This window comes from Acinetobacter sp. D009, from assembly GCF_038562025.1.
GTDB classification, from domain to species: domain Bacteria; phylum Pseudomonadota; class Gammaproteobacteria; order Pseudomonadales; family Moraxellaceae; genus Acinetobacter; species Acinetobacter pittii.
On sequence record NZ_CP151886.1, the window covers coordinates 3416081 to 3429301 of the forward strand.

Annotated in this window: 13 protein-coding genes; 4 read left to right on the forward strand and 9 right to left on the reverse strand. The window is 40.3% G+C overall.

Annotation, left to right across the window (positions count from 1 at the left end; genetic code table 11):
• Window positions 1-14 precede the first annotated feature (14 nt).
• From AAC388_RS16305 to AAC388_RS16315, 3 genes are all read right to left on the reverse strand, one after another.
• Window positions 15-1019: a DUF4062 domain-containing protein gene (locus AAC388_RS16305; protein WP_342371590.1), complete on the reverse strand. Its 1005-nt coding sequence runs from the start codon at window positions 1017-1019 to the stop codon at window positions 15-17.
• 116 nt (window positions 1020-1135) lie between these two features.
• Window positions 1136-2002 (reverse strand): glutamate racemase, encoded by an 867-nt coding sequence (murI, locus tag AAC388_RS16310; protein ID WP_005804179.1) that lies wholly within the window; start codon window positions 2000-2002, stop codon window positions 1136-1138.
• Window positions 2003-2048: 46 nt separating this feature from the next.
• Window positions 2049-2660 carry a DUF1285 domain-containing protein gene (locus AAC388_RS16315; protein WP_014208256.1) on the reverse strand — a complete coding sequence of 204 codons (612 nt, stop codon included), beginning with the start codon at window positions 2658-2660 and terminating at the stop codon, window positions 2049-2051.
• Window positions 2661-2847: 187 nt separating this feature from the next.
• On the opposite strand from AAC388_RS16315, the gene AAC388_RS16320 reads away from it, so the two are divergent.
• Window positions 2848-4560, forward strand: coding sequence for an electron transfer flavoprotein-ubiquinone oxidoreductase (locus AAC388_RS16320; protein WP_005804177.1), 1713 nt, complete (start codon window positions 2848-2850; stop codon window positions 4558-4560).
• Window positions 4561-4646: 86 nt separating this feature from the next.
• On the opposite strand, the gene AAC388_RS16325 is transcribed toward AAC388_RS16320, so the two are convergent.
• Complete coding sequence (locus AAC388_RS16325; protein ID WP_005065951.1) at window positions 4647-5027, reverse strand: hypothetical protein; 381 nt, start codon at window positions 5025-5027, stop codon at window positions 4647-4649.
• Window positions 5028-5160: 133 nt separating this feature from the next.
• The gene (gene tusA / locus AAC388_RS16330) at window positions 5161-5418 is read right to left on the reverse strand and encodes a sulfurtransferase TusA (protein WP_002053527.1); all 258 of its coding nucleotides are present in this window, start codon (window positions 5416-5418) and stop codon (window positions 5161-5163) included.
• 184 nt (window positions 5419-5602) lie between these two features.
• Here tusA and AAC388_RS16335 point away from each other — a divergent pair, with 184 nt between their 5' ends.
• The gene (locus AAC388_RS16335; RefSeq protein WP_002114976.1) at window positions 5603-6442 is read left to right on the forward strand and encodes a CBS domain-containing protein; all 840 of its coding nucleotides are present in this window, start codon (window positions 5603-5605) and stop codon (window positions 6440-6442) included.
• Window positions 6439-7998, forward strand: a complete 1560-nt coding sequence (gene lnt, locus AAC388_RS16340; protein ID WP_342370938.1) for an apolipoprotein N-acyltransferase — start codon at window positions 6439-6441, stop codon at window positions 7996-7998. Before AAC388_RS16335 ends, lnt begins: the two co-directional genes overlap by 4 nt.
• 1 nt (window position 7999) lies before the next feature.
• Here the strand turns inward: lnt and AAC388_RS16345 are convergent, their stop codons facing one another.
• From AAC388_RS16345 to gspF, 4 genes are all read right to left on the reverse strand, one after another.
• Window positions 8000-8338: a tRNA-binding protein gene (locus AAC388_RS16345; RefSeq protein ID WP_069122133.1), complete on the reverse strand. Its 339-nt coding sequence runs from the start codon at window positions 8336-8338 to the stop codon at window positions 8000-8002.
• Window positions 8339-8483: 145 nt separating this feature from the next.
• Complete coding sequence (locus AAC388_RS16350) at window positions 8484-8828, reverse strand: hypothetical protein (RefSeq protein WP_005804170.1); 345 nt, start codon at window positions 8826-8828, stop codon at window positions 8484-8486.
• 267 nt (window positions 8829-9095) lie between these two features.
• Entirely contained in the window at window positions 9096-9611 is a 516-nt protein-coding gene (gene gspG / locus AAC388_RS16355; RefSeq protein ID WP_342371591.1) for a type II secretion system major pseudopilin GspG, read from the reverse strand.
• A 23-nt stretch (window positions 9612-9634) separates the two neighbouring features.
• Window positions 9635-10840, reverse strand: a complete 1206-nt coding sequence (gene gspF / locus AAC388_RS16360) for a type II secretion system inner membrane protein GspF (protein ID WP_005065941.1) — start codon at window positions 10838-10840, stop codon at window positions 9635-9637.
• 148 nt (window positions 10841-10988) lie between these two features.
• Here gspF and AAC388_RS16365 point away from each other — a divergent pair, with 148 nt between their 5' ends.
• Complete coding sequence (locus tag AAC388_RS16365; protein ID WP_342370939.1) at window positions 10989-13217, forward strand: primosomal protein N'; 2229 nt, start codon at window positions 10989-10991, stop codon at window positions 13215-13217.
• Window positions 13218-13221: the final 4 nt, after the last annotated feature.

The following is a 13221-nucleotide window of genomic DNA, read 5'->3' on the forward strand; positions in this document are numbered from 1 at the left end:
TAAATTGAATCGCTCTAAGCTTTTAATCGAATGCCCCGATGGCTCCATTTATAGCTAAGTAATAACTTTTGAGCTTTAGCTGTGACTTTCCATAAGCTATAGGATTGTTCAGTCTGAGTTGGAACAATCCAGCCCTGTGACTGCATTTGCTTTTTTATCCGAAACAATGCTTTATGGTTAATCTGAGCGCAGGCGACAGCATGAGCACGAGGTAACTCCTGACGAGCATCTTCTAGGCCAGCCTGATTTAAATATTCATTTAAACATGTCCCAAAATTCTCTTCTGGTGTAGCTGTTTCAAACTGCTTTGCCAATATACTTAACAACTGCGACCAAGTCATTTGTCGTTGTCGTTTAAGCTCTTTAAAATTCCCATCCTGAAATGCTTGAATTTGATATTCAAATGCAAAAATATCTTGAGGAGCAACTTCATTTACTTGAGCTGATGACTCTGTTAATTGCTGTTCTAACTGTAAAATTTTACTTTTTAATAGCTTAATTTCATCTTCTAAGTGATGAGCCTGATGAGCAGGCACCCAACCTTGCCCCATATGTTGTTCAACCATTAAAGGCATATTTAAACGAACAGCCAACTCTAGTTCACGTGGCGTTTTAAAGTAAAATACGTGCTGAGCTTCATGTAATAGTTTTTTTCTAAATACGAGAAATTTATCTTTAAGCTGTGGATGTGTTTCTTGTAAATGTATTTCACGACTTTCAGGCTGCTCATGCATGAACACAATAATGGGTTTAGCCTGACTTAACGCATATTCATATTCTAAAGATAAATAACTCACACCAGCAATCGACTGCTCTCCATACTGGCTGCCTAAAAGTAGGATTACATAATCACACTCATCAATTTGTCGACGAGCAAGCGTAGTGGTTAGGGGTGTTCGTTGTTCTAATCCCCAAGCAAAGAAACCCATCCCTACCAAGGTTTGAGACAAAACCATTCGCTCTGGCTGCATATCGCGGCCGGATGTTGAAATAAAAATCTGATAGCGTGTATCGAGCATAACAATACCCTTTCGCCCCATGATCTGTCCGTGACTTAATATCAGCCAAGATCATGAACCGCCCCAAATAAAATAATAAATCTAAAAAACACTGCTTTCTAAATGATGCTAAAAGCTCAGTTCAGATTATGAAGTGTCCAAGTTAACTCTTGTGGAATCATATGTTGTAAAACAGGTTGCAGTGCCTCAGCATTATTACCACTGACATAACATTCAATACGTGCAACATTCTGACCTATTTGGTCACATAATAACTCATTTTTTATTAAAATACGGGCTGTTTGTCGGGCAACTGCCAATCCAGAATCAACCAGTGTGAATTGGTTATCAAAAAGATGATGAATTGCTTGATTTAAGAAAGGATAATGCGTGCAACCGAGCACTAAATAGTCGGCACCTTGCTCAGCGGCGGGCTGTAAAACTTCTTTTAATGCCTTTAAACATGCCTCACCCATTTGCTGACCTGCCTCTACACAAGGAACAAGTTCAAGGCTGGTTAAGGTCATCACTTTAACACCCGCCGGAACAGCAAACTTCTCGACAACATCTTTAATGAGTTGGCCACGAAAAGTAGCAGGCGTCGCCAATACAGCAACCACTTTAGAACGAGTCTGTAATACAGCAGGTTTTAATGCTGGAACCAATCCAACAATTGGAAAGTGTTCACCATAATGCTCACGCAAATGATCAAGGCTAAATGCAGAAGCCGTATTGCAGGCTACGACTGCAATTTTACAGCCTTGACGATATAGCCAATCGACTGCTCGAGCCGTGAGTTCTCTAATTTCTTCATCAGAACGAGGACCATAAGGAACGTAGGCAGTATCGGCATAATACACAATACGTTCATTTGGTAAATATTTGGCAATTTCTGCTGCAACTGACATCCCTCCAATTCCCGAATCAAAAATACCAATTGGGGCATCTGCTGATGCTTTAGGCATAGGTTCTAGCTCGGAAAATAAAGGTTGTATGGCGGTCATAGCTGTACTGAAGTGTCAGAAAATTTCACTCCCTAAAGCTTAAACCTCAAGTGCCTAATTGCAAGAGCAAATTACCACTTTTTAGCTCTAAAATGGTTTCACCTTTATCGTTTTCAATCAGTGTTCCATAGCTCACCAAATGATAGAAAGCCTGACGTTGAATCAGCGCATTAATCCCAAAACGGACATGCACATAAGGACGCAACTCTCCTGCATATTCACGCATAAAAATAGGATGTTCTGCATCAACCAAAATTACATCTTGGTTAGTGGTGGTCAGTTGTAAAAATTGCTCACCTGAAATTTCGACCTGATCTGCCTGATTGACTAATAAAGGTTCATCTTCAACTTCGATTTCAATTTGTTCTACAGGGGTTTTCAGGTAGAATTTGCCTTCTTCTTTCCATAGGACTTTGGTAAACAGATCTAATAGAGCTTGGCGCTTGATTAATTGACCTTCGTGCCACCATTCTCCATTGGATTTCACTGTCAAATCCATTTTGCCGCAATGCTTTGGATGCCACTGCTCTAAAGGTGGAATTGACCTTTTGTGACTTTGCTGTACACCTTTTAAGTATTGTGCAATGTTCATTAAGTTTTTATCATCAGATAACGGTATTTTTCCCATATCAGATGGTGAATTATTTTGATTTACCATAGTTTATGCCTTGCTGACGAAAAAATGTTACGACTCAGCCAATTGGCTAGATCATGGTTTAAAACTATACTAGCCCAAACGATAAAAGGCACAATAGCATATTTGCGCCTATGGATTAAAACACTCACGGCAGCACCGAATTATCTGAATATGACGGTTGCCACCTTTAAGTATTGAGGAGTCCTACATGGAACACATCGAACGTGAATCGATGGAGTTTGACGTTGTCATCGTAGGTGCAGGACCTGCAGGTCTATCTGCTGCGATTAAGATCCGTCAATTAGCGATTGAAAAAAACTTACCCGATCTTTCTGTTTGTGTAGTTGAAAAAGGCTCTGAAGTAGGTGCGCATATCTTGTCTGGTGCTGTGCTTGAGCCACGTGCCATCAATGAACTTTTCCCGAACTGGAAAGATGAAGGCGCCCCTCTTAATGTCCCTGTAACTGAAGACAAAACATTCTTCTTACTTTCAGACACCACTTCTAAAGAAGTTCCTCACTGGATGGTTCCTAAAACCATGCATAACGATGGTAACTATGTGATCTCTTTAGGTAACGTAGTTCGCTGGTTAGGTCAAAAAGCTGAAGAGCTAGAAGTTTCTATCTTCCCTGGCTTTGCTGCATCTGAAGTGCTTTATCATGAAGATGGTACTGTAAAAGGTATTCAAACAGGTGACATGGGTATTGGTAAAGATGGCGAACCAACGCATAACTTTACTCCAGGCTATGAGCTTCACGCTAAATACACCCTCTTCGCTGAAGGTTGCCGTGGTCACTTAGGTAAACGCCTAATTGCGAAATACAACCTTGATAAAGATGCTGATCCTCAGCACTACGGTATCGGGATTAAAGAGCTTTGGGAAATTGACCCAGCAAAACATAAACCGGGCTTAGTCATGCACGGTGCAGGTTGGCCTTTAGCAGAAACAGCTTCTTCAGGTGGCTGGTGGTTATACCACGCTGAAAACAACCAAGTTACTTTGGGCATGATTGTGGACTTGTCTTATGAAAATCCACACATGTATCCATTTATGGAAATGCAGCGCTGGAAAACTCACCCACTGATTAAACAGTATTTAGAAGGTGGTAAACGTATTTCTTACGGCGCACGTGCGGTAGTGAAAGGCGGTTTCAACTCATTACCTAAATTAACTTTCCCGGGCGGTTGCTTGATTGGTGATGATGCAGGTTTCTTAAACTTTGCAAAAATCAAAGGCTCACACACTGCCATGAAATCAGGCATGTTATGTGGTGAAGCTGTATTTGAAGCGATTGCTGCGGGTGTAGAAAAAGGCGGTGATCTTGCGATTGCACGTGTTACTGAAGGCGAAGATTTATTCGTTAAAGAATTGACTTCATACACTGACAAATTTAACAACAGCTGGTTAAAAGAAGAGCTTTATAACTCTCGTAACTTTGGCCCAGCGATGCATAAATTTGGTCAATGGATGGGTGGTGCATTTAACTTTATCGACCAGAATGTCTTTAAAGTGCCATTCACTTTACATGACTTGAAGCAAGACTTTGCTGCATTGAAAACTGTTGATGCAACAAGCTTTAAGCCAAACTATCCAAAACCGGATGGCAAACTTACATTTGACCGTTTATCTTCAGTATTTATCTCAAACACTGTACATGAAGAAAACCAGCCAGCTCACTTGAAGCTTACTGATCCTTCAATTCCAGTGAATGTGAACTTACCAAAATGGGATGAGCCTGCACAGCGCTATTGCCCTGCTGGTGTTTACGAAATCATGGAAAATGATGATGGTTCTAAACGCTTCCAGATTAACGCAGCGAACTGTGTTCACTGTAAGACCTGTGATATTAAAGACCCATCTCAAAATATCACATGGGTAACGCCTGAAGGCGGCGGTGGTCCGAATTACCCTAACATGTAATTCCTTGCGCCGCTTTAGCCGCGGCTCATATCCTAATATGTAATAAAAAAGCCCCGATTATTCGGGGCTTTTTTATTAGTATCCACTTATTGAAAAGGCGGTATTTTTGCTACGTTTAAATTAAAATTCTTTTTATAGAAAATAAATGTGCCTAATAAAAATAAGCCAAGAAAACCAAAGTTCCGCGCTAAATCGTAGTACCAAACCGATTTACCAAATAATAAATCAAGAATTAACATCAGCCCGAGAAACCTTGTATGCAAGATCAAACTCATCTTTATCTTTGGTTCAGGAGCAAAATATGTATTTCTATAACCGAGTAGAATTGAACCTAAAATAATAAGAATAGATATAATAATGATAGCAACAGTTTCAGATAGCCAAGTGATCTCTAAATGTAATAAACCAGCAATAGTGAAAAACCAAAGACAGATTAATAAGCTTCGTTTCACAAAATAATCATTCATTTTTATACGTCATTTATATACTTAATTTCAATAAATTATATAACGATTCTTATTTGTAAAAAATTATCATTTCAAATTAAAGTTAAATTATTCATGGCTTCTAATCATCTTTATTAGAAGCCTTATTATTCTATTAACCTTTCTTCACTAAGTAATGAAATTCTTTATGACCATTTTCATCTAAGCGTTCTTCTTGCAACAATAACTCATGGCCTAAATGCATACAAAACTTAGGAATATCCCACGAGGTCGAATTATCTGTTGCGAAGACTTCAACCACATCCCCAGACTTAGATTTGCGGATGGCTTGATGCAACATCATGACAGGTTCCGGACAACGTAAACCACGCGTATTGAGTTGTACAGTAGGTGAAATGGGTTGCTCTGACATAACAAACTCGAACAAATAGAATTTTCACATTTTAGCATAAACAAATTACTGAGCTGTTAACTGTAACTGGCTTTTACATAACAATATACGTTTTGTCTTTTAGCTTGTTTTATAGATGCATAAGCATCTTTTCTTCGGTATGATCTGTGTATTCATTTGATACATTGAGTCTTTAGGAAAGATCATGCAAGAGGAACCAAGTCCGTCGTGGGGAATGCGAGGCTTACGAAAATGGTTAGGTACAGCGCCAGAAACCCGTGATGAATTATTAAAATTAGTCCAAAATTCACGCCGCTTTTTAGAACCAGATACTGTTGCTATGCTTGAAGGCGTTCTTGACCTTCCAGCTACAAAAATTCGTGAAGTCATGACGCCACGAACAGCAATGATCAGTTTACAAGAAGATGATCAATTACTTGATATTCTTGATGTACTGGTTGAGTCTGCTCACTCACGCTTTCCAGTCTTCTCTGCCGATCAGCCGGACAATGTTGTCGGGATTTTGCTCGCAAAAGATTTGTTGCCGTTTCTAACTGAACCGAATACCAAAGTTGATATTCGAGTTCTTATGCGCCAACCGTTATTTGTTCCTGAAAGTGCACGTTCCGATCAGGTACTGCGCATGTTAAAACATACTCAGACTCACATTGCGATTGTGATTGACGAATATGGTTCAACAGCCGGTCTTGTTACGCTTGAAGATATTCTTGAAGAGATCGTTGGCGAAATTGAAGATGAGCACGACACTGTCGATGAAGATGCTCAGTACATTGTTCCTGACAATGACCATACGGTAGCAAATGCGTGGATGGTGCAAGCACTTACACCAATCGAACATTTCAATACTGTTTTAGATGCTGATTTTTCTGACGATGAAGTAGAAACTGTCGGCGGTTTATTGCTTCAAGAGATTGGTCTGGTAAGTGATTTACAAGGTCAAACTGTTGAGCTTGGAAATTGGTTATTTACAATCGTTGAAGCAGATGCCCGCACTATTCATCTGATTCGAGCTGTACGTCAATGAGAGCATACTTTGAAAAGCTGTTAGATTCTTCGCAACAACAAAAACAGCTTCCTTTAATTTTTCCTTTACTCATTGCTTTATTTTCAGGTGCCGTGTTCAGTTTTTCACTGGCACCTTATTATTGGTGGTGGTTGGCAATTTTATCTCCAGCCCTACTCTATGCAACATTACATAAGCGCTCAGCTAAACAAGCCTTTGCTATTGGTTGGAGCTATGGCTTTGGTTTATGGTTTGTAGGCGCTTTCTGGCTCTATACTTCCATCCATGTATATGGCGATACCAATGCATTTCTAAGCGTGTGTATGATTGCTGTTATGGCCCTTGTGATGGGTTTATTTACAGCATTTCAGACATGGGTTTACCGACGATTCTTCCCTGAAACACCACTTACTTTTGCCCCGCTCTGGATTGTTTTCGAATGGGCAAAAACTTGGGTATTTACAGGTTTCCCATGGTTATTTGTAGGTTACGCTTTTACGGAACGTTTACTCGATGGTTATGCACCGCTATTTGGTATTTATGCAATTTCCTTCGTCGTCATTGTATTAGCATGTGCTTTAGTTGAAGTTCTGCGTAAACGTATTTTTTGGGTTATCCCTTCTGTCCTATTGGTTTTGGGTGCATGGGGAGCATCATATATTCAGTTTGTAAAACCTAAAGATGCCAAGCCGCTTAGCGTTTCACTCATTCAAGGTAATATTCCACAAGATTTAAAATGGCTGACTGAATATCAAGTTAGAACATTAGAAATTTATGCTGGCTTGACACAATCTGAATGGGGCCGTGATCTGATTGTATGGCCTGAGTCTTCAATTCCGCTTTTCCAAACCGATATTGAACCGTTTTTGGATGCAATGGATGCACAAGCTAAAAAGAACCATACTGCATGGGTAACTGGAATTCCCTACTGGGATGTTGCAAAATCACATCAAGTTGGTAGCCCGCTGTATTACAACAGTATTATGGCTTCTGGCAGTGATTCAAGTGGACTCTATAAAAAGCAGCGTCTTGTTCCATTTGGTGAATACATCCCTCTTTCAGGTTTACTCTCTTGGGTATTACCAGCCATGCAAAATGATATCAGCATGAGCGGTTTTACACGTGGTGAGAGTGACCAGAAACCCCTCTTAATTAAAGGGCATGCACTTGCTGCTGCAATTTGTTATGAAGTGGCTTACCCGAACCTGACAAGACGTAATGCAGAAGACAGCGACTTCTTGGTTACTGTATCGAATGATGCTTGGTTTACGGGTACTGCTGGGCCTTGGCAACATTTACAAATGGTGCAGATGCGCGCGAAAGAAAATGGCCGCTGGTTTATTCGTGCAACCAACACAGGTGTAACAGCGTTTATTGATCAAAATGGTCATATCACTGAACAAGCACCAATCGATAAAGAGTTTGTCTTGAGAGGTGATTTACCAGCCATGCAAGGCCAAACTCTTTATAACCGTTTAGGTGATTATCCAATTTTAGGATTTGCGGTCTTACTGCTGATTTTAGGTTGGGTTTATCGTCCACGTAAAGTTGACGTTTCTTTTAAATCTCGTCGCTAAATTACAATAACTTTGTACCCAGAGGCACTTCAAACTCTGGGATACAAAGTGCGACATCACCATCTGCATTATGAAACCCTGTCACTAAACATTCCGACTGGATAGGTCCGATTTGTTTTTTAGGGAAATTTACTACGGCAACAACTAATTTACCCACCAAATCTTGTGGCTGATAAAGCTTGGTAATCTGCGCACTTGATTTACGCACACCCAATTCTTCACCAAAATCTATATGTAAAATATAGGCAGGTTTACGCGCTTTTTCAAAAACCTCGGCTTGAATAATTTTACCAACACGCAGCTCTACTTTAAAAAAATCATTCCACTCGATTTGTTCCATTTCATATTTCTCATTTTCTTAAATTGCTGATTTGAAGCATATAATATGTACAAATGAAGAAACACCCTGTTTTTAAGTCCAGTTAAAAAATAAAACGTAGATGTTGAGTCTACGTTTTATCTAAAAATTTGGTTTTAAAATATTATTAAAAAGCGATTGATAATTGCAGAGATAAATAAGCAACTAAACTCGATAAAAAAACCATGGGTACATAACGATAAGCTTTAAAAAGGAATTGCTCATATTGAGTAGAGATTTGTTTAGCTTGCCAGACGCTCGCTTTTAATGCAGTAAAGAAGCTCACCATTAACCATGCGCTCACAATACTTAATGCGAAGAAACCAATCATGATTTGGCTACTTCCCTCTGTACTCAGCCATAACTTTAATGAAACTTCAGCAATCGGCAATAAACCCAAAATCAATAGGACAGACTTGAGCATTACCCAATGAAACTGAGTCAGTTCATCTAATATGAGAAATGCTTTCATTTAATCTCTCCTTTTAATTGAATAAAGTGCTTTTTAGTTATTATGCAAAGCTTTCATTTAAATATATAGCTTATTTTTCTCTACATTTTAACTTTCTTGTAACTATTAAATATGGGAATAATTCTTATTATAAATCTCAAATATTTATATTAACTTTAATTTATATTTTTCAGTTAGTTATTATATTTCTCTGATTGAGAGAGATTATCAATTCGTATTTATCATTTTATCTCTTTAACTGAATTGATAATCTCCATTACATTTTAATTAAGGTTGATAATAAATATCTGCATCATTACCTTCACCGCCTTCTTTGCCATCCGCTCCAAATGAGTACAAGTCAAAAGCTCGACCATCTGCCCCAGGAATGACATATTGAATATCATTTTTCCAACTATCTTTAGGATAACCACCTTTTACATAGCCACCTGGCATCCAGTTTTTCGCTGTAGCTGGCTGGTTAACCAAAGCATCTAGCCCACCTTCTTGCATGGTTGGGAAATGGCCATTATCTAGCTTGTACTGATCTAAAGCACCCGCCACACCCTTCAATGCAATTTGAGTCGTATCAATTTTAGCTTTTTCACTACGCCCCATGACATTTGGTACGATTAAAGCTGCTAACACACCTAAAATTACAATCACGACCATGACTTCAATGAGGGTAAAGCCTGAGGCACGTTTCATTCGAGCACCGCTCGAACGTGCCGCAAGTGCGAAAGCTACGCTTGAGGTTTTTTGAGCATCCTTAACGTGCTCTTTTTGTTTCATGACCATCTTCATCATTATCTCTAATATCAAAGTTATTAAATCATATTGTTCATATTTACGATTGGCAGCATAACCGCGATTACAATAACCAGTACAATGCTTGCCATTAAAACCAGCATAAGCGGTTCAAGTAATGCCAGTAAGGTTGAAATAAATGTCGTCACCTCACGGTCTTGCATGGTCGATGCTCGTTCTAACATCCTGTCAAGCTCGCCTGATGCCTCTCCACTTCGAATCATTTGTACCATCATTGGTGGGAAATAACCACTGCGCTCCAGTTGCGTACCTAGGTTACCACCCTCTGTCACTCGCTCAGCCGCATGAGCAATTGAATCTCGGATAACCCAGTTGTTGGTCACTGCTGCACCAATTTTTAAGGCATCCACCAAAGGCACACCTGAACGAGTCAAAATAGATAAGGTACTGGCAAATCGTGCAGCATTAATACCACGTGATAGTTTACCGAATAATGGCAATTTGAGTGTTAATCGATCAAAAGCATAATGTCCAGCAGTGGTTTTTAAAAACCTTACGAATGCAATAACACCCACCACTGCAAAAAGAATAATGAACACCCACGCGTGGCGAATAAAATCACTGGCTTTCATTAAAGCGACTGTAATCCACGGTAAAGCGTCTTTATTTTGATCAAAAGTTTTTACAATCTCTGGCACAACATAAGTCATTAAACCCATCACAATACCAAAAGACATCAGCATTAAAATGATGGGATAAATCATGGCGCCCTGAACTTTCTTTTGCATGGCAAAGCGGTTTTCAGTGTAATCCGAAAGCTGATCTAAAATGAGATCTAAATGTCCCGAGCGCTCGCCAGCAGCCACCGTTGCAATATAAAGGTCTGGAAACCGTCCAGACTGCTGCATACCTTGTGCAAGTGAATGCCCTTCTAAGACTCGAGAACGTACGGATAGTAAAAGATTTTGCACATGTGTTTTTTCACTTTGCCTACTCACGGCGCGCAAAGCTTCTTCAAGTGGAATAGCAGCGGCAACCAAGACCGAAAGTTGTCTGGTCATGAGCGCCAAATCGTAAGCACTGAACTTTTTTTGGAATAACCCCTGACTTTGATGTTTATCTTTTTGTTCAACAGGGTCAACGCTAATGGGAGTCCATGCTTTATCGCGTAATTGTTGGCGAATCTGGCGCGCTGAGTCTCCCTCAAGCACTCCTTTTTGCTGCTTCCCTGAAGCATCAATGGCAGTAAATTGATATGCAGGCATGGTAATGTTCTAATTTTCCAAAAATAATAGTCGCTGCTGTTGCATCTATGCTACGCAATCATTCATATTCGTTCTATAGCCTGTGTAGAATACCCAAGTCCTCTTCACGACGCTATGCCGTTTTTTAAAATTGACGAAATGAGCCTCTATGACCATAACGCCAAAGCCTGATTCAGTTGTTTATCGTGTGCGTGTAGCCGTACCTGTGCATCTGTACGACACTTTTGACTATACACTCACCCAAGCACAATATGAACGGGCTCATGTAGGCTCACGCGTCGCTATTTCATTTGGGCGCCAAAACCTGATTGGCATCATTACTGAAAAAGTTGATCCAAGTGAATCATTTACAGGCACCTTTCAGCTTAAAGCCATTTCTGACCTTTTAGATGAAGAACCAATTTTAGATGAACAAGTTTTAAGTTTATTGACATGGTCCGCGCAATATTACCAATTTCCAATTGGTGAGGTCATGCAAACTGCCCTACCCGCGTTATTGCGTCAGGGCAAACCGATGGATGTTTTGTTTCATCTTTGGAAAATCACACCATGTGATAATGTTGAAGCACTTCTTAAACGCTCTGTTAAGCAACAAGACGCGTATCAAATTTTAAAATTACACCCTGCCGGAACTACAGAGAATATTCTTAATTTAAGTGGTGTAGAAACGGCTACGCTTAAAGCACTTCAAAAGAAAGGACTGGTTGACTGCACGCTTGAACCACACAATTTTAGCCCATCGCCCGTTCAATTGGCACAAATGCCGCTCATGCTAAATGAAGATCAAAAGAAAGCAACTCAGCACGTCGTAAACGCACAGCATCAATACCAAGCCTTTTTACTAGATGGCTTAACTGGAAGTGGTAAAACTGAAGTTTATCTGCACATCATGCACGAAGTGCTAAAGCAAGGTAAGCAAGTACTGGTTTTAGTCCCAGAAATTGGTCTAACTCCTCAAACGATTTCTCGTTTTAAATCGCGTTTTAACTGTGATATTGCTCTATTACACTCTGGCTTAAATGACTCCAAACGCTTGCAGGCATGGCAACAGGCTCAGACTGGCAAAGCATCTATTATTTTAGGAACGCGCTCAGCCATCTATACGCCACTGCCACATTTAGGTCTCATCATTTTAGATGAAGAACATGACCTCTCTTATAAACAGCAAGAAGGCTTCCGCTACCATGCACGTGATGTCGCATTGTACCGAGGCCACTTACAAAACTGCCCAGTTATTTTAGGTTCAGCAACACCGAGCATCGATAGTTATTATTTGGTCGAAACTGGCAAATTAACTTCACTGCAACTTAACCAACGTGCAGGCCATGCACTTTTACCTAAAATGCATTTGATTGACCTTAAAATTGTCAAAAAACAGCATGGAATTAGCCAGCCTTTAATCGAACAGATTAAAAATACGCTAGCGAGAAAAGAACAGGTTTTAATCTTTTTAAACCGTCGTGGCTATGCACCTGTACTGGTCTGTGAAAGTTGTGGGTGGCAAGCAAATTGTCCACATTGTGATGCCCATTTTACGTTGCACACTCAGCCTTATTCTTATTTACACTGCCACCACTGCGGCACTGTTCATCGCTTGCCAGACCATTGCCCTGAATGCCAGCAAAAAAGCTTAAAAACCCTAGGAGCAGGGACAGCCAAGGTTGAAGAGCACTTACAAGAACTATTTCCAGACTATGATGTGATTCGGGTTGACCGTGACAGCACCAGTCGTGTCGGTAGCTGGCAAAAAATCTATGACCGTATTCATCAAAACAAACCAACAATTTTGCTGGGCACTCAAATGTTGGCAAAAGGCCATCATTTTCCACACGTAACTTTGGTTGCTATTTTAGATATTGATGCGGGCTTACTGAGTGTCGACATTCGTGCGCCAGAACGTACTGCGCAGTTAATTGTACAAGTCGCTGGCCGTGCAGGCCGTGGTGAACATAAAGGCCATGTTTATTTACAAACTCTAAGACCAGATCACCCTTTACTCACCACGCTCATCGAAAAAGATTATCGGGCGGTTGCCAAACAGACTCTTGCGGAACGTAAAGTTGCTTTGCTGCCGCCTTACCGTTATGCAGTACTGATACGTGCGGAATCCAAAGATCGTGACTATACCTTGCAATTTTTAAATGAAGCGGCAGAACATTTACGCCAAATTGCGGGTGAAATTGTTGATATTTGGGGGCCAATTCCAGCCCCTATGGAGCGTAAAGCGGGACGTTATCGCGCACATATGGTGATTTTATCTGCTGACCGTGCTCGCCTCCATTTTTACTTAAGACAATGGTGGTCACAATTGGTTCATGCACCAAGGCAGCATCAACTTCGACTCTCAATTGATGTTGATCCGCAAGAATTTAATTAGATGG